Origin of the sequence: Spirillospora sp. NPDC052242, assembly GCF_040679555.1 — a bacterium.
Classification (GTDB): domain Bacteria; phylum Actinomycetota; class Actinomycetes; order Streptosporangiales; family Streptosporangiaceae; genus Spirillospora.
In genome coordinates this window covers 34,378-51,298 of record NZ_JBFAUZ010000016.1, presented here as the reverse complement: position 1 = coordinate 51,298, position 16,921 = coordinate 34,378, and the positions used below count along the sequence as shown (strand labels likewise).

At 72.2% G+C, this 16,921-nt stretch carries 17 protein-coding genes; 6 read left to right on the top strand and 11 right to left on the bottom strand.

Annotated features, from left to right (window positions below; all coding sequences use genetic code 11):
- Positions 1-9: 9 nt before the first annotated feature.
- From AB0L25_RS15365 to fadD1, 9 genes are all read right to left on the bottom strand, one after another.
- Positions 10-759: an SDR family oxidoreductase gene (locus AB0L25_RS15365; protein ID WP_500172346.1), complete on the bottom strand. Its 750-nt coding sequence runs from the start codon at positions 757-759 to the stop codon at positions 10-12.
- Positions 756-2,261: an aldehyde dehydrogenase gene (locus AB0L25_RS15360; protein WP_500172344.1), complete on the bottom strand. Its 1,506-nt coding sequence runs from the start codon at positions 2,259-2,261 to the stop codon at positions 756-758. Before AB0L25_RS15360 ends, AB0L25_RS15365 begins: the two co-directional genes overlap by 4 nt.
- The gene (locus tag AB0L25_RS15355) at positions 2,258-2,953 is read right to left on the bottom strand and encodes a nuclear transport factor 2-like protein (RefSeq protein WP_500172342.1); all 696 of its coding nucleotides are present in this window, start codon (positions 2,951-2,953) and stop codon (positions 2,258-2,260) included. Before AB0L25_RS15355 ends, AB0L25_RS15360 begins: the two co-directional genes overlap by 4 nt.
- A 9-nt stretch (positions 2,954-2,962) precedes the next feature.
- Complete coding sequence (locus tag AB0L25_RS15350) at positions 2,963-3,160, bottom strand: ferredoxin (RefSeq protein ID WP_500172340.1); 198 nt, start codon at positions 3,158-3,160, stop codon at positions 2,963-2,965.
- 5 nt (positions 3,161-3,165) lie between these two features.
- Positions 3,166-4,551, bottom strand: a complete 1,386-nt coding sequence (locus tag AB0L25_RS15345) for a cytochrome P450 (RefSeq protein WP_500172338.1) — start codon at positions 4,549-4,551, stop codon at positions 3,166-3,168.
- The gene (locus AB0L25_RS15340) at positions 4,548-5,330 is read right to left on the bottom strand and encodes an SDR family oxidoreductase (RefSeq protein ID WP_500172336.1); all 783 of its coding nucleotides are present in this window, start codon (positions 5,328-5,330) and stop codon (positions 4,548-4,550) included. Before AB0L25_RS15340 ends, AB0L25_RS15345 begins: the two co-directional genes overlap by 4 nt.
- Before the next feature lie 16 nt (positions 5,331-5,346).
- Positions 5,347-6,603 (bottom strand): cytochrome P450, encoded by a 1,257-nt coding sequence (locus tag AB0L25_RS15335; protein ID WP_500172334.1) that lies wholly within the window; start codon positions 6,601-6,603, stop codon positions 5,347-5,349.
- Complete coding sequence (locus AB0L25_RS15330; RefSeq protein ID WP_500172332.1) at positions 6,600-7,199, bottom strand: TetR/AcrR family transcriptional regulator; 600 nt, start codon at positions 7,197-7,199, stop codon at positions 6,600-6,602. Before AB0L25_RS15330 ends, AB0L25_RS15335 begins: the two co-directional genes overlap by 4 nt.
- A 75-nt stretch (positions 7,200-7,274) precedes the next feature.
- Positions 7,275-8,852 carry a fatty-acid--CoA ligase FadD1 gene (fadD1, locus tag AB0L25_RS15325; protein WP_500172330.1) on the bottom strand — a complete coding sequence of 526 codons (1,578 nt, stop codon included), beginning with the start codon at positions 8,850-8,852 and terminating at the stop codon, positions 7,275-7,277.
- A gap of 80 nt (positions 8,853-8,932) precedes the next feature.
- Here fadD1 and AB0L25_RS15320 point away from each other — a divergent pair, with 80 nt between their 5' ends.
- The 6 genes from AB0L25_RS15320 (at position 8,933) to AB0L25_RS15295 (ending at position 14,918) form a co-directional block, all read left to right on the top strand.
- Positions 8,933-9,784: an LLM class F420-dependent oxidoreductase gene (locus AB0L25_RS15320; RefSeq protein ID WP_500172328.1), complete on the top strand. Its 852-nt coding sequence runs from the start codon at positions 8,933-8,935 to the stop codon at positions 9,782-9,784.
- A gap of 19 nt (positions 9,785-9,803) precedes the next feature.
- Positions 9,804-11,063 (top strand): hypothetical protein, encoded by a 1,260-nt coding sequence (locus AB0L25_RS15315; RefSeq protein WP_500172326.1) that lies wholly within the window; start codon positions 9,804-9,806, stop codon positions 11,061-11,063.
- 97 nt (positions 11,064-11,160) lie between these two features.
- Positions 11,161-11,802 (top strand): TetR/AcrR family transcriptional regulator, encoded by a 642-nt coding sequence (locus tag AB0L25_RS15310; protein ID WP_500172325.1) that lies wholly within the window; start codon positions 11,161-11,163, stop codon positions 11,800-11,802.
- Between the two features lie 33 nt (positions 11,803-11,835).
- Positions 11,836-12,690 carry an SDR family oxidoreductase gene (locus AB0L25_RS15305; protein ID WP_500172323.1) on the top strand — a complete coding sequence of 285 codons (855 nt, stop codon included), beginning with the start codon at positions 11,836-11,838 and terminating at the stop codon, positions 12,688-12,690.
- Positions 12,683-13,237, top strand: coding sequence for a carboxymuconolactone decarboxylase family protein (locus AB0L25_RS15300; RefSeq protein ID WP_500172321.1), 555 nt, complete (start codon positions 12,683-12,685; stop codon positions 13,235-13,237). The genes AB0L25_RS15305 and AB0L25_RS15300 overlap by 8 nt, the downstream gene beginning before the upstream one ends.
- Before the next feature lie 223 nt (positions 13,238-13,460).
- Positions 13,461-14,918: an MFS transporter gene (locus AB0L25_RS15295; protein WP_500172319.1), complete on the top strand. Its 1,458-nt coding sequence runs from the start codon at positions 13,461-13,463 to the stop codon at positions 14,916-14,918.
- 43 nt (positions 14,919-14,961) lie between these two features.
- Here the strand turns inward: AB0L25_RS15295 and AB0L25_RS15290 are convergent, their stop codons facing one another.
- Together AB0L25_RS15290 and AB0L25_RS15285 are read right to left on the bottom strand one after the other, a co-directional pair.
- Positions 14,962-16,311, bottom strand: a complete 1,350-nt coding sequence (locus AB0L25_RS15290; RefSeq protein ID WP_500172317.1) for a TrpB-like pyridoxal phosphate-dependent enzyme — start codon at positions 16,309-16,311, stop codon at positions 14,962-14,964.
- 1 nt (position 16,312) lies between these two features.
- Positions 16,313-16,597, bottom strand: coding sequence for an acyl carrier protein (locus AB0L25_RS15285; RefSeq protein WP_500172315.1), 285 nt, complete (start codon positions 16,595-16,597; stop codon positions 16,313-16,315).
- Positions 16,598-16,921 lie beyond the last annotated feature (324 nt).

Genomic DNA, 16,921 nt, shown 5'->3' with positions numbered 1-16,921 from the left:
CGTCCCCGCCTACAGTCGGAAGGTCTGGCCGCCGTCGACGGCGATGATCTGCCCCGTCACCCACGAGGCGTCGTCGGAGAGCAGGAACTTCACCGCGCCGAGCATGTCCTCGGGACGGCCGAGTCGCTTGAGCGCCATGCCGCCGACGAGCTCCTTGGCCGCGTCGCCCGCCTGCACCCGCGTGGCCTCGGTGTCGGTGGGGCCGGGCGCGATCGCGTTGACCCGGATGTTCATCCCGCCGAGCTCGTGCGCGAGCTGTTGGGTCAGCCCGTTCACCCCGACCTTCGCCAGCCCGTAGAAGCCGGAGTAGAGGTAGGCCGCGGTGCTGGACTGGTTGACGATCGAGCCGCCGCCGCGCTTGCGCATCTCCCGGTACACCGCGCGGGTCATGACGAGCGCGCCGTTGAGGTTCACGTCGAGAAACTTCTTGTAGTAGTCCCAGTCGACGCTGATGAGCAGGTCGAACTTCATGTCGCCGTAGATGGCGGCGTTGTTGACCAGGGCGTCGATGCCGCCGAACTCGGCGACGGCCGCGTCCGCGACTGCTTGTGCGGACTCCGGCGACGACACGTCGGCGCGGGCGAAGATCGCGGCGCCGCCGTCCGCCCGGATCTCCTTGGCGACCCGGGCGCCGGCGTCCTCGTTGATGTCGGCGACCACCACCGACGCGCCCTCGGCGGCCAGACCCCGGGCGTAGACCTCGCCGATGCCCTGCGCCGCACCGGTGACGATGACGACCTTGTCCTGGAATCTGCTCACCGCTGGTCTCCCTGGGGTCGGGCCGGTTCGGCCACGGTCTTGATCTCGAGGTACTCCTCGAACCCGGCCACGCCCATCTCGCGGCCGATCCCGGACTGCTTGTAGCCGCCGAACGGCGCGTCCGCGCCGAACCACATCCCGCCGTTGACCCCGATCGTCCCGGTGCGGACGCGGCCGGCGACCGCCTTGGCCCGCGCCAGGTCACCGGAGTCGACCGAGCCGGAGAGGCCGTACGGGGACTCGTTGGCGATCCGCACGGCGTCGTCGTCGCCGTCGTGCGCGATGACGGTCAGCACCGGGCCGAAGATCTCCTCCTGGGCGACCCGGGCGGTGTTGTCGAGGCCGGCGATCACGGTCGGCTCGATCCAGAACCCGCCGGCCAGCTCGCCCTCCTGCGCGGCGATCCCGCCGCCGGTGGCGAACCGCCCGCCCTCCTCGACCGCTAGGTCGAGGTAGCTTTTCACCCAGTCCCGCTGCACCGCCGAGATCACCGGGCCGCAGATCGTGCCGGGATCGAGCGGGTCCTTCGCGCCGAGCGAGCCCATCGTGGCGGCGGCGATCTCCACCGCCTCGTCGTAGCGGTCCCGCGGCACCAGCAGCCGGGTGGTGATGGCGCAGCCCTGACCGGCGTGCACGGACGCCGCGAAGGCGGTGGTGCCGACGGCGGACGCCAGGTCGGCGTCGTCGAGCACGATCGCCGCGGACTTCCCGCCGAGTTCGAGGAAGACCTTCTTCAGGGTGGGCGCCGCGGCCGCCGCGATCGCCCGTCCCGTGGCGGTGGAGCCGGTGAACGAGACGAGGTCCACCCGCGGGTCGGTGGTCAGCAGTGCCGCCACCGCGTTGTCGCGGGGCGTCACGACGTTGAACACGCCGGGCGGGACGTCGGTGTGCTCGGCGAACAGCCGGCCCAGCTCGCTCGCCAGCCACGGAGTGTCGGGGGCCGGTTTGAGCACCACGGTGTTCCCGGCGGCGAGCGCGGGCCCGATCTTGGCGAGGTTGATCTGGTTGGGGAAGTTCCAGGGGGTGATCGCGGCGACCACGCCCACCGGTTCGCGCCGCATGGTGCGGTGGGAGCGGATGCCCATCGTGGTGCCGACGCCGAGGTCGGTCTCCCACGCGTAGCCCTCGGCGAGGTCGATCGTCCACTTCAGGCTCTCGACCGGGGTGTCGAACTGGGGCCCGGTGACGAGGAACGCCGGGGCCCCGGCCTCGGCGGTCGTAAGCGCGCGCAGCTCGTCGGCGTTGTCGAGCAGCGCCCGGTGGAACTGGCGCAGCACCCGGATCCGCAGCGCGTGGTCGGACGCCCAGGCCGTCTCGTCGAACGCCCGGCGGGCGGCGGCGATCGCCGCGTCGACGTCCGCGGCGGTGCCGTCGGGCGCGCGGCCGATCTCCTGCCCGGTGGCCGGGTTGAGGACGGGGTAGGACGCCCCGTCGCCCGCGCCGCAGAGCTTGCCGTCGATGTACTGCCGGGCGGGCGGGTTGCCCGGGACGCGGCCGGTCACCGCGCTCCCTTCGCGGCGTCGCCCGGCGCCTGTCCGGGTGCCTGTCCGGGGGCCTGCGTGATGTAGTCGCCGCGTTCGACCGGCGGGGGCCAGAGGGTCGAGGTCAGGTCCTTGTAGCGGTAGTGGCCCGGGACGTCGTGGCCGGCGACCTTCATCCGCTTCAGCAGCGACTCGGGCGCCTTGCCGGCCTTGACGATCTCCATGAACGTGTGGGCGGTCGACGGCAGGTCGAACCAGTCCCGCTGCCAGGCGATCTTGATCTTGCCCTCGTCGGGTCCCGAGGTCTGCCGCTCGACGCCGAACCAGGAGCCGCCGATGCCGAGGATCTCGTACTCCCGGCCGGTCTCGTCGTTGACGATGCCGGACTTCTGCTTCCAGAAGCCGACGATCATCGACTTCCGCTCGTCGATGACGGTGACCTGGTAGTCGTAGTGCCAGCCGTCGAAACCGTCCATCTCGATGCCGATCGCCCAGTCCCGGATCTGGTCGCGGCCGACCGCCATGAAGTGCTCGTCGTGGCTGTACATCCAGCCGTAGGACGCGTCCTCGGCGTACCACTCGGCCATGATCCGCCAGTCGCCGGTCCGTTCGGCCTCGCGGTTGATCTCGAGCCAGGAGTCCCAGAACTCCTCGATCTCGGCCCGGGTCAGCCCGCCGTGCCCGCTCGACTGCTTGCTGGATTGCTCGCTCACTGCGTCTCCTCAGTCCTCTTCGATCGAGAGTGCGAAGGCCGGGCAGTACTTCACGGCCGTGGCCACGTCCTTGCGGCGCGACTCGTCCGGGCGCTCGTCGAGGACCACGACCACGTCGTTCTCCTCGTCGAACCCGAACACGTCGGGCGCGTCCCCCTGGCAGAGCCGGTGCGCCTGGCAGACGCCCGTGTCGGCGACGACCCGCATCCGGCTCACCGCCCCGCCCGGCGGCGGTACTTCACGCGGCAGGGCTGCTTGAGCTGGATCACCATCTTGGTGAAGTCGTCCTGGTAGGAGTCCAGGGGCTGGGCCGGTTCGAAGGTGAAGTCGCGCAGGATGACGGAGAAGATGGCCTTCATCTGCATCATCGCGAACGCGTTGCCGACGCAGCGGTGCTTGCCAGCGCCGAACGGGATCCAGGTCCAGCGGTTCTGCAGGTCTTCCTGGCGGGGGTCGATGTAGCGGCCCGGCTCGAACCGCCCGGCCTCGGGGAAGTCCCCCTCGATCCTGTTGGAGACCCGGGGCGACGCGGCGAGCAGCGTCCCGGCGGGGATGGTGGTGCCGAGCAGTTCGAAGTCCTCCCGGACCAGGCGCATCAGGATGATCAGCGGCGGATGCAGGCGCAGGGTCTCCTTCAGCGCCGACTCCAGCACGGGGATCGAGCGCAGCGCCTGGAACGAGACCTCGGACCCGTCGGCGTAGAGCGCGTCCAGTTCGGCGACCACCTCGGACAGGACGTCCGGGTGGCGCAGCAGCTCGATCATGGCCCAGGACGCGGTGCCGCTGGAGGTGTGGTGGCCGGCGAACATCATCGAGATGAAGATGCCGGTGATGTGGTCGGCGCTCATGTCCAGGGAGATCAGGACGTCGAGCAGGTCGCGCCGGTCGCGGGGGACCTTGCCGCGTTCCTTGCGCCGGTCGATGATGCCCTGCACCAGCGCGACCAGCTTCTCCCGGGCCGCGTCCCGCAGCCGGAAGCTGTCGATGTCGGCGTGCGGGTCGACGTAGGCGATGGCGTCGGTGCCGCGCTCCAGCTCGTGGTAATGCCGGGCGAAGGACGCGTCGAGCTCCTCACGGAACGGCTTGCCGATGAGGCACGCCGACGTGGTGTAGATGGTCAGCTCGGCGAAGAAGTCGAGGAGGTCGATCTCGCCTTCGTCGCCCCAGCCGGCGACCATCCGGCGGATCTCCGCCTCGATCGTCTGCGCGTGCCCCCGCATCATGTCCCCGCGCAGCGCCTGGTTCTTCAGCATCTGCTGCCGCTCCTCCGGGGAGGCGTCGAAGACGACGCCCTTGCCGAAGATCGGCGTCATGAACGGGTACGCGGCCGCCTGGTCGAGCAGCTCGTCGGGCGCCCGGAAGAACACCTCGTTGGCCTCGGCGCCGCTGACCAGCACGACGTCCTTGTCGGCGAGCCGGAAGCGCCCGACGTCGCCGCACTCCGCGCGGACGCGGTGGAACAGGCCGATCGGATCGACCCGCATCTCCGGGAGATGCCCGGTGCCGCGGATGATCTCGGGGACATCGGGACTCTGATCGTCCAGGACCGTGCTCACTTCGGGGATCCCGGCGAGCCGGGCGAGCCCGGGGGCAGTCATGACTTCTCCTCCACGGGTGCTTCGGGATTGACGTCGAGCAGGCTCAGGTGCACGCCGCGCGGCGCGCCGACGATCGTGGCGATCGCGTCGGCGTGCGCCTTCGCCTTGAGGAAGTGGGGATGCCGGGCCAGCCCGAACCGGACCCACTGGTCGAGCACGAACGCGGCCTCGCCGTCGTCCCAGTCGGTGCCCATGCCGCTCCAGGTCGGACCCGGCCGGACGATCGAGGCCCGCACGCCGGTGCCCTCGAGCTCCATCTGCAGCGCGTTGACCATCCCCTCCAGACCCCACTTGCCGGCCGAGTAGGCCGCCATGAACGGGCGGGGGCGCACCGCGACGTCGGAGGAGACGAAGACGATGTCGCCCCGCCGGCGCTCGACCATGGCGGGCACGAACGTCCGCACGATGCGGTGGGCGCCGACGAGGTTGAGGTCGATCTCCCGGGCGAAGCGCGCGGAGGTGACCTCGATGGTCGCGCCGGGCGCCACCAGGCCGGCGTTGCTGACCACGACCTCGATGTCGCCGAGGTCGGCGGTCGCCTTCGCGGCGAACTCGGCCACCGCGTCGTCGTCGGTGACGTCGAGCGCGTGCGCGACCGCCTCGCCGCCGTCGGCGCGGATGGCCGCGGCGAGCTCCTCGAGGGCGTCGACGCGGCGCGCGCCGAGCGCCACCGGGTGCCCCGCCGCGGCGAGGACCTTGGCGGTCTCGGCGCCGATGCCGGAGGACGCGCCGGTGATCACCGCCGGGCGGCGGTCGGGGTGCCGGTATTTCTTGGACACGTTGAACCCTTCCGCCTCAGCCTTTTCGCAGGGTGAAGCTCGTCGGCAGGGCGGCGAAGCCCCGGACGCTGGTGGAGTGCACGCGGACGGCGCGGTCGGCGTGCACGTGGAAGTCGTCCACCTGCCGGACCAGCTCGTTGAGGACGACGCGGGCCTCCAGCCGGGCCAGGTTGGCGCCCAGGCAGAAGTGCTTGCCGGAGCCGAAGCTGAGGATCCGGCCGAGCTCGTCCTTCGAGCGGTGGACGTCGTAGACGGTCGGGTCGGTGAAGACCCGCTCGTCCCGGTTGGCCGAACCGAGCAGGACGAGCGCCTTGGCGCCCGCGGGGATCGTCACGCCGTGCATCTCGACGTCGTCGACGACGTAGCGCGCGAGCATCTGGCTGGAGGTGTCGTGGCGCAGCGTCTCCTCGATCCACGCCGTCACCAATGGCTCGGGATCGTCCGGCGCGGCGAGCACCTCCGCCTTCTGCGCCGGGTGCGCGGAGAGATGGTAGAGAGCGTTGCCGAGCAGCTTGGTGGTGGTCTCGTTGCCGGCGACCACCATGAGGAACAGGAACGCGATGATCTCGCCGTCGGCGAGCCGGTCGCCGTCGATCTCGGCGACGGTCAGCGCGGCGGTGAGGTCCTGCGCGGGTTCGCCCGCGTTCCTGCGCGCGGTGACCATCTCGCCGTAGTAGGCGGCCAGTTCGAAGGCCGCCTCCATGCCCGCCGGGGGGACGTCGCGGACGCCGTCCTCGCGGTGCACGACGAGGTCGGCGAGGCGCCGGATCTCGTCCCGGTCGGACTCCGGCACCCCCATCATCTCCGAGATGACGTCCATGGGGAGCTTGCCGGCGAAGTCGGTGATCCAGTCCGCCTCGCCGTGCTCGGCGACGGCGGCGAAGGTGCGCCGCAGGTAGTGGTCGGTGAGCCGCTGGATCCGCGGCTGGAGCTCCCGGACCCGCCGCGGCGTGAACGCGGCCGAGACGAGCCGGCGCAGGCGGGTCTGCCGCTGCCCGTCGAGGGCCAGGAAGCTCATCACCCGGTGCGCCTCGGGGTTCCACGCGCTCGCGTCGAGGGAGACGCCCATCCGGTTGGAGAACGTCACGTCGTCGCGGAGCACGTCGAAGACGTCGGCGTGCCGCGAGATCACCCACAGGTCGTCCCGCTCGGCGTGGAAGACGGGCGCCTCGTCGCGCAGCCTGCGGTAGGTCGGATAAGGGTCCTCGTGGAAGTCGTAGTCGTAGGGATCGAAGGCCAGCGGTGCGGCTGCCGCGTCGCTCGTGGCGGTCATTCGTTGCCTCTCATGATCACTTCGACGGAGGTGACGAGCCGGTCGGTGATCTGGTCGTAGGTCAGCAGGCCCATGCCGGCCTGCAGCAGCGCGCCGGTGAAGGTGAGCACCAGGACCTCCAGCACGGCGGGGTCGGCCGGCTCGCCGGAGGGGCCGGGGCCCGCGAGCGCGGCCTCGAACCGCGCGTAGATCTCGCCGCCGATCCGCAGCCGCAGCCGCGCGACGTCCGGGTCGCCGCCGAGCAGTGCGGGCGTCACCGCGGCCGTCAGTTCCGGTTCGGCGACGATCCGGGCGGTCAGCGCCCGGACGGCCGCCTGCAGGCGCTCGGTCGTCCCGGCCCCGGTCGTCGCGTCGGCGCCGCCTTCGGTGAGATGCCGCCAGAACAGTTCCGCGAACAGGTGGTTCTTGGACGAGAGGTAGGTGTAGGCGGTCGCGGGGGAGACGCCCGCGCGCTGGGCCACGGTCCGCACCGTCAGCGCCTCGTGCCCGACGGCGCGCAACTCCTCGAGTCCGGCGGCCATCAGTTTCCTCACCGTCTCGGCCTGCCGAGCGTTGAGACCCTGCCGCGGCGCGGGGCTGGTCACCTGACTGGACATGTGTCCACCTTAGGTCGGCCGGGGTGCCGCCGCAATAGCCGGGCGGGAACGGACTGGGCCGACCGGCGTCCGCGGTCACGTCCGGACTCCGTACCTTCGGCCCCGCTCCTCGCGGATCCAGCACGGATCGGTGAAGTCGGTGCCCTCGCGCACCAGTTCGCGCTTGAGCACCTTGTTCGTCGCGGTCGTCGGCAGCTCCTCGGCGATGCGCACGTAACGCGGCCACGCCTTCGGCGACAGGTCCGCCTGCGCCGCCAGGAACTCCTCGAACGAGGCCGGGGTCAGGAAGCGGCCGTCGTGCAGGACGAGCGCCACGACCAGGTCGTCGCCGACGTCCGGGGCGGGCACGCCGTACGCCGCCGCCTGGCTGACGGCGGGGTGCCGGATCAGGATGTTCTCGATCACGCCGGCGGCGAGGTTCTCGCCGTCCACGCGGAGCCAGTCGCTCGTCCGTCCGGCGAGATAGACGTAGCCGTCCCGGTCGCGGTAGGCGAGGTCGCCCGACCAGTACATGCCGCCGTCGAGGCGTTCACGGGTGGCGGCGGGGTCGTTGTAGTAGCCGTTGAAGTGCCCGGCGCCCCGCGTGTTGACCAGCTCGCCGACCGCCTCGTCGAGGTTCGTGACGCGCCCGTGCTCGTCGAACACGGCGCGCGGGCACTCCGTGCGCGTCGCGCGGTCGTAGACCGCGACCCCGTCCCACGGCACCCCGATGGACCCGCGCGGAGTGCCGCTCTCGCGGGTGATGATGACGGCGGCCTCGGTGGAGCCGAACCCGTCCCAGACCGTCGCGCCGAAACGGCGCGCGAACTCGTCGATGTCGCGGTCGGACGCCTCGTTGCCGAAGGCGATCCGCAACGGGTTGTCGGCGTCGTCCGGCCGCTCCGGCGTCCGGAGGATGTAGGCGAGCGGCTTCCCGACGTAGTTCATGTAGGTCGCGCCGTACCGGCGGACGTCGGTGAGGAAGCCGCCGGCCGAGAACCGGGGCGCGAGCGCCATCGCCGCGCCGGAGCAGAGCGCCACGGAGTAGCCGCCGAGGATCGCGTTGCTGTGGAACATCGGCATCGACAGGTAGCAGGTGTCCGCCGCCGTGATGGCGAACCGGTCGCACAGGGCGGCGCCGGAGAAGACGACCATGAGGTTGCTGACCTGGACGGCCTTGGGCGTCCCGCTCGTGCCGGACGTGAAGATCAGCATGAACGTGTCCGTCGCCGCGACCTCGCGCGGGCTCTCGAGGCGCGCCGGCCGCTCGGCGACCGCGCGCCGCCACTCGGCGCCGTCCGTGTCGATCACCCGGACGCCCGGGAGCGCGAGCCCGTCCAGGAGCGGCAGGTGCTCGGCGTCCGTCAGCAGCACCTGGCAGTCGGCGCGCAGGATGTCGTCCGCGAGGGCCCGGCCGCGCCGGGTGACGTTGATCCCGACGGTGACGTACCCGGCCAGGGCGGACGCCGCGAGGGCGAACACGTTCTCGGGGGTGTTGGCGAGGAGCACGCCGACGTGCGGGGGCCGAACCGGCGCGAGCATCGGCCCGATGGCGCCGGCGCGCGCACCGGCGCCGGCGACGTACTCGCGCCATGTCCAGGTGAGGTCGCCGAACTTGATCGCCGTCGCGTCGCTCTCGGCGAGCGACCGGAGGTACTGCTGGACGGTTTCCATGGAGCCGTTCTCCGCCCTTCGGCAAGACAGGTGTCCAGTCACCATTCCAAAACATGTAGAACACGTTCTAGCATGGCGCCATGCGCAACGGAATAGTGCTGTTCACCTCGGACCGCGGCATCGCGCCGTCCGCGCTCGCGAAGGCCGCGGAGGAGCGCGGCTTCGACACCTTCTACGTCCCCGAGCACACCCACATCCCGGTGCGCCGCGACGCGCTGCACCCCACCGGCGGCCAGGACCTGCCGGACGACCGGTACACCCGCACCCTCGACCCGTGGGTGTCGCTGGCCACCGCCGCCGCGGTCACCGAAAGGATCGGCCTGGCGACCGCGGTGGCGCTGCCGGTGGAGTCCGACCCGATCACCCTCGCCAAGACGCTCGCGACCCTCGACCACCTGTCCGGCGGCCGGGTCACGATCGGCGCCGGCTTCGGCTGGAACACCGACGAGCTGGCCGACCACCGCGTCCCCGCGGAGAAGCGGCGCACCGTGCTCAGGGAGTACCTCGAGGCGATGCGCGCGCTGTGGACGCAGGACGAGGCGTCCTACGACGGCGAGTTCGTCTCGTTCGGGCCGAGCTGGGCCTACCCCAAGCCGCCGCAGGGCCGGATCCCGGTGATCATCGGCGCGGGCGGCGGCCCCAAGACCATGAAGTGGATCGCCCGCAACGCCGACGGCTGGATGACCACCCCGATCGAGACCGGCATCGCGGCGAAGGCCGAGCTGCTGCGCGCGGAGTGGGCCGAGGCGGGCCGCGAGGGCGAGCCCGACGTGCGGATCCTGGTCGCGAAGAAGCCCACCCCCGAGGACCTCGCCGAGTGGTCCGCCGCGGGCGCGTCCGAGCTGATCTGGGGCGTGCCGGACGCCGACGAGGCCACGGTGATCGAGTACCTGGACAAGACGGCCGCACGCCTGGGCCTGGCCCAGAGCTGACGATCGAGGAGACCGGAAGATGGACCGAGCGACACCCCCGAGCCGTTACGCCGACCTCTCCCGGGAGGAGCTCGCGGTCGTCGTCCCCGAACTGCTCCTGATCGGGCAGCTCATCGACCGTTCCGGGATGGCGTGGTGCATCTCCGCCTTCGGGCGGGAGGCGATGGCGCAGATCGCGATCCAGGAATGGGCCGCGTCCAGCCCGATCTACACCAGGCGGATGCAGCGGGCGCTCGGCTACGCGCCCGAGATCCCCGGGAAGGGCGACGTCCCGACGATTTTCAAGGGCCTGCAGCTCGACATCGGCGCGCCGCCGCAGTTCATGGACTTCCGCTACACCGTCCACGACCGGTGGCACGGCGAGTTCCACCTCGACCACTGCGGCGCCCTCATGGACGTCGAGCCGATGGGGGACGCCTACGTCCGCTCGATGTGCCACGACATCGAGGACCCCACGTTCGACGCGACCGCGGTCGCGACCAACCCGAAGGCGCAGGTGCGGCCGGTGCACCGCCCGCCGCGCAGCCCCGCCGACCGGCACCCGCACTGCGCCTGGACCGTGACCATCGACGAGTCCCACCCGGACGTCCAGGGCATCCCGCTGCTCGCCGTCAACGAGCGCTCCCGCGCCGCGAACCTCGAGCTCGCCTCGATCGACCCGGCCGACGAGGGCCGCGCCGACTACTCGGGCCCGCTGCTGTCCGACCTCGACTTCGCCGCCTTCTCCCGTTCGGCGCTGGCCCGCATCGCCGACGAGGTGTGCCTGCAGATGCACCTGCTCGACCGGGCCTTCGCGCTCGCCGTGGCCGAGCGCGCCGACGGCGCCGACGGCCTCCTCCGGATCCGCCGCAGGCAGCTGGTGGGCATCGCCGGCATCGCCGCGGAACGCCTGGCCCGCGCCCTGGACCTGCCGGACGGCGCGAGGGGCGCGGCCCGGCTCCTGGCGGTGCATCCCCTCTTCAACCCCGCCGCCTACGTCACCGCCGACATCGACGACGACGGCGCGAGCGTCGAGCTCCGCCCGTCCCCGGCCCACGAGGACGGCGCCTGGATCTCCCTGTGCGGCCCCGGCTGGACGACCGCGCTGCAGGCCGTCGTCCGCGCCGTGGACCCGCATCTGGACGTCGAGGTCACCGGCACCGACCGGGAGTGGCGGCTCGACGTCGTGCGCCGGGACCGGCCGGCCCCCGAGCCCGACGAGGTCGCCGTCGTCCGCTTCAGCACCGGCGCCGACTTCGCCTTCGAGCCGCGCCGGTCCCTGCCGATCACCCCCGTCTGAGGCCCGGCCGGCATGCCCGACTGCGGCGGACGCGCGCCGCCGCCACGCGGTCCGCAGCCGCCGGTGGCGGCGCGAGCACGGCACTAGCATCGGTCCGATGGAGGACTCTCCCGACACGGAACCCAAGCGGCTCTCGCCGGGACGGCACGGCCTGAGCCGGGAGCAGGTCACCGCCTCGCAGCGCGGACGCCTGCTCGCCGCGATGGCCGAGGCGGCCGCCGAGAAGGGGTACGCGGCGGTCACCGTCGCCGACGTCCTCAAGCGCGCCAAGGTGTCGCGCCTGACCTTCTACCAGCACTTCTCCGGCAAGGAGGACTGCTTCGCGGCCGCCTACGCGACCGCCACCGACGCGTTGCTGGACGTGCTGACGGGCGCCCTGGCGGAGGAGGGCGGGCGCTGGGAGTCGGTCGAACGGGCCGTCGGCGCCTACCTGGACGCGCTCGCCGCCGAGCCCGTCCTGGCCCGGCTCTTCCTCGTCGAGGCCTACGCCGCCGGGCCGGAGTTCCTGCGGCGCCGGATCGCCCTGCAGGGCTCGGTCGTCGACGTCCTGGCCGACTTCGTGGGCGCCCGCTCGCCCCAGGGGCGGCTGGCCTGCGAGGCCCTGCTCGGAGCCGTCGTCTCGATGGCCACCGCCAGGATCATCCGGGACGACTTCGCCGCCCTGCCCGGACTCCGCGCCCCGCTCGGCGTCCTCGTGCGGGGGTTGGCGCGGTCGTTGGACGAGGACACCGATATATAGCCATCGCTGTTTATAAATGTTACCGTCCCGGCCATGACGAATCTGGAGGGCCGGACGTGCCTGATCACGGGCGCCGCCGGGGGCCTCGGCCGGAGCATGGCGCTGGCCGCCGCGGCCCGCGGCGCCGAGCTGGTGCTGACCGACGTGGACGACGCCGGACTGCGGCGCACGGCGGACGAGGTGCGGGACGCGGGCGGCACCGTCCGGTTCAGCGAGGCCGCCGACGTGGCCGACCGGGACGCCGTGGGACGGCTGGCCGAGCGGGCGCTCGCCGCCACCGGGGGCGTCGACGTGGTGATGAACGTCGCGGGCGTCTCGGTCTGGGGCCCGGTGGAGCGGCTCGACCACCGGCACTGGCGCCGCACCGTCGACATCAACCTGATGGGGCCGATCCACGTGATCGAGGCGTTCGTCCCGCCGATGATCGCGGCGGGGCGCGGCGGGCACCTCGTCAACGTGTCCTCGGCCGCGGGACTGTTCGGCCTGCCCTGGCACGCCGCCTACAGCGCGAGCAAGTTCGGGCTGCGCGGCGTCAGCGAGGTGCTCCGCTTCGACCTGCGCCGCCACCGCATCGCCGTGAGCCTCGTCTGTCCCGGCGCGGTCGCCACCCCGCTCGTCCAGAGCGTCGAGCTGGTCGGCATCGACCGCGAGACGCCGTCGGCGCGCCGGATGGTCCGCCTGTTCACCCGGCACGCGGTGTCGCCCGACCGTGCGGCGCGGGCCGTCCTCCGCGGCGTCGAACGCGACCGGTACATGGTCTACACCTCGGCCGACGTGCGGCTCGGCCATCTGGCCCAGCGCCTCTGCCCGCCCCTGTACGCGGCCGCCATGCACGCGATGAACCGGGCGTTCGTCCTGGCCGTGCGGCGGTCGGCGCGCCGTGGCTGAGCCGCCGCCCGCCGGGCCGCGCATCGCGCCCGGCGGCCTGCGCCAGGTCGGGCCGCTGGCCTGGCTCGTGAGCCGCGGCGCCGCGCTGGCCGCGGGCACGACGCCCCCGAACCTCTTCCTCACGCTGGGCCGCCGCCGGAAACTGTTCCGGGCCTGGCTGCACTTCGCCGCCCGGCTGATGCCGGCCGGCGGCCTGCCGCGGCGGGAGGGCGAGATGGTGATCCTCCGCGTCGCCCACCTCCGCGACTGCGACTACGAGTTCCGGCACCACTCCCGGCTCGCCCGCCGCGCGGGCCTCACGGCCGGCGACCTCGAACGGATCGTCGCCGGCCCCGACGACGGCGGCTGGACCGGCCGTGACCTGGCGATCCTGACCGCCGTGGACCGCCTGCACCGGGACCGCGACATCGACGACGCCGCCTGGGCCCGCCTGCGCGAGCACCTGACCGAGCCGGAGTGCGTCGAACTGTGCATGCTCGCCGGCCACTACGACATGCTCGCCACCGTGATCACCGCCCTCCGCATCCAGCCCGACCGGCCCAGGTGACCGACCCGCCGGCCGTCGCCGCGCTGGACCGGCCGTCGTGGCGGCGGCTCTCGGCGGGCGTGGTCGGCATGAGGGGCCGGTGGGCATTGCCGGTGGCTCCCGAGTCGGTTAGCTTCCGGCTAGAACCGCCTGTGGCGGCCCCGCCAGCTTCGCCGTGAGGACCCATGCTCCCTGACCGTCCTGCCGCGTCCCGCACCGCACGCCCGATCGGCGGGCGTCCGCGATGACGCGCCTTCCCCTTCGTGCCCGGACGTGGAAGCAGGGGCGAGGACACGCCGCGGCTGGCGGCACGGAGGGGCGGGACGGCGGCGCGCCGGGCGGACGTCTCGCGCTCGCGATCCTGGCCACCTGCCAGCTCACGCTCGTGGTGGACGCCTCGATCGTGAACGTCGCGCTGCCGAGCATCCAGAGCGGCCTGGGGTTCGGCGACGCGGGGCTGTCCTGGGTGGTCAACGCCTACACCCTCGCGTTCGGCGGGCTGCTGCTGCTCGGCGGGCGGGCGGGGGACCTGCTCGGGCACCGGCGGGTGTTCATGACGGGCGTCGGCCTGTTCACGGTGGCGTCCCTGGTCGGCGGGCTGGCCGCCACGCCGGGGTGGCTGCTGGCCGCGCGGGCGGCGCAGGGCGTCGGCGCCGCCCTCGCCGGGCCCGGGGCGCTCGCGCTCATCGCCACGACGTTCGAGGACGGGCCGCGCCGGAGCCGGGCGCTGGCCGTGTCCGCGATCGTCGGGAGCGCGGGCATGGTGGTCGGGCTGGTCCTCGGCGGGGTGCTGACGGCCTGGGCGTCGTGGCGCGCCGTGCTGTTCGTCAACGTCCCGGTCGGGGCGGCGATCGTCCTGCTCACACCCCGGGCCGTCCGGGAGTCCCCGCGCCGGGAGGGCCGCTTCGACCTGGCCGGGGCGTTCGCCTGCACCGCCGGTTCGGCGCTCCTGGTGTACGGGTTCATCCGCGCCGCCGAGGGCGGCTGGTCCGCGGGCTGGACGCCGGGCGCCTTCGGCGTCGCCGCGCTGCTGCTCGCGCTGTTCCCGGTGATCGAGGCCCGCGCCCGGCAGCCGATCATGCCGCTGCGGCTGCTCCGCGACCGGGACCGGGTGGGCGCGCTCATCATGCGGCTGCTGCTGACCGCCGCCATGGGCGGCATGCTGTTCTTCCTCACCCTCTACGTCCAGGGGGTGCTCGGGTACGGGCCGCTGGAGACCGGATTCGGGTTCCTGCCGACGACGATCGCGCTCATCGCCGCCAGCCGGGCGGTGCCCCGGCTGCTGCCCCGGTACGGCCCGCGGCCGATCATGGCGGCGGGCGCCGTGCTGTGCCTGGCGGGGATGGTGTGGCTGACGCAGGCCGCGCCGACGAGTTCCTACGTCACGATGATCCTCGGCCCGGTGCTGCTGTTCGGCGCCGGCACCGGGCTGGTGTCGGTGGCGGCGACGTTCGTGGCGCTGGCGTCGGTGCCGCCGGGCGAGACCGGCGCCACGTCGGCGCTGCTGCAGAGCATGCAGCAGATCGGCGGATCGCTCGGCCTCGCCGTGCTGGTCGGCGCGCACGACGCCGCCGCGCGCGGGACGTCCGAACTGGCCGGGATGCGCGGCGCGTTCACCGCGGGGGCGGTCTTCACCGCGGGGATGCTCGTGACGGCGCTGCTCGCCTTCCGCCGCCGCCCGGCCGGTCGCGAACACGCCTGAGGGCGGCGGTCGTCCGGTCAGTGCCCGGCGCCGCCGGTCCGGTTCACAGCGACTCGATGAGGCGCAGGGACGCCTTGATCTCCTCGTCGGTGGGAGCGACGTCGACCGTCTCCCCGGACAGGTGGCTCTCGTAGGCGCCGAGGTCCAGCAGCCCGTGGCCGCTCAGCCCCACCAGGATGACCCGTTCGGTTCGTTCCTCGCGGGCGCGCACGGCCTCGTCGATCGCGGCGGCCACGGCGTGGGCCGATTCGGGGGCGGGAACGAGCCCCTCGGCCTTCGCGAACGCGGCGCCGCTCTCGAAGACGCGGGTCTGCGGGTAGGACGTCGCCTCCACCATGCCGTCGTGGTACATCGCGCTGACGATCGGTGCGGCGCCGTGGTATCGCAGGCCCCCGGCGTGGATGTGGTAGGCCGTGAACGTGTGCCCCAAGGTGTACATCTTCACGGCGGGGGTGATGCCGGAGTAGTCGGTGTAGTCCATCATGTAGCTGCCCCGGGTCATCTTGGGGCAGGCGTCGGGCTCGACGGCCAGGAACCGCGTGCGGGGGTTCTCGGTCCGCGACGCCCGGTAGAACGGGAAGGTCAGCCCGGCGAAGTTGCTGCCCGCCCCCATCGCTCCGATGACGACGTCGGGGAACTCGCCGGCCAGCCCCATCTGGAGCAGCGCCTCCTCGCCGATGACCGTCTGGTGCAGGAGGACGTGGTTCTCCCCGCTGCCGATCGAGAACCGCGCCTCCTTCCGGGCGTTCGCGTACTCGATCGCCTCGGCGTTCGCGATCCCGAGGGTGCCCGGTGAGTCGGGGTCGGCGCGCAGGGCGGCCCTGCCGACCTCCGTCCTCGTGCTGGGACTCGGGACGACCTCGGCGCCGTTCAGCCGCATGAGCGTGCCCCGGTACGGCTTCTGCTCGTAGCTGGACCGCACCATGAAGACGGTGCACGCCATGCCGTACGGGTGGCAGGCCATCGCGAGCGCGGTGCCCCACTGGCCGGCGCCCGTCCCCGTCACCATCTCGCGGACGCCCGATCTGCCGTAGTAATACGCCTGCGCCAGTGCGGTGTTTATCTTGTGGCTGCCGGAAGGGCTGGTGCCCTCGTACTTGAAATAGATGTGCGCCGGAGTGTCGAGGGCCTTTTCCAGTCTGGACGCGCGGAAGAGCGGCGTCGGCCGCCAGCGCTGGTACTCCGTCCGGACGGGCGCGGGGATTTCGATGAAGCGCTCACGGCTGATGCTCTGCCGGTACATCGAGAGCGGAAGCTGTGGTCGCAGCGGCGCTTCATGGCCGTTTCTCGGCGGCGTCGGCCGCGCCCCGGGAACTTCGACCGGCAGATCCGCGAGGATGTTGTACCAATGCGTGGGAACCCGGTCGCGGTCGAGTTCGAAATTCTCGCGCATGTCAGGCTCCGCCGCCCTCCGCGTCGACGATCCCGCTGATCATGTCCACCAGGCTGCCCACGTTCCTCAGTTCCGCGAGCATGACGTCCTCGTCGTCGATCTCGATGTCGAACTCTTTCTCGATCTCCACGAGGGTGTGCAGCAGGCTGAGCGAGTCCATGCCCACGGTCGGCGAGTAGAGCGAGACCTTCTCGTCGAGCTGTTCGGGGGCGATGTTCAGATCGAGAACGCGGATCATGATGCTTTTGATCTGCGCCGCCAGGTCCATTTTGTTGGCACGATCCATGGCATGCACCTCGTCTGCGGCGTCGGCCGGAAGGAAAAGCGAACGGGAGTCGGCGTGGCGGGGATCGGCACTTGCGGAATGCGTGCGCCTGCTGTCGGGGAACGGCGCATCGCGTGCCGGCGGCGTGGTCGCCGGTATCGCGGGCCCGAACCGCCGGGTTCTGTTCGGAGAACCGGCGGCGGCCCATGACCGGGACGTTTACCGCTTCGATTGGTTGACGGTCCGTACCGTACGACAGGCGCCCGAGGGGCGCAAGAGGACGCACGGAGTCGCTCGCCGATCCCATTTGGCAAGAGTTGTCCTTCTCAAGATCGCCGCGCGCAT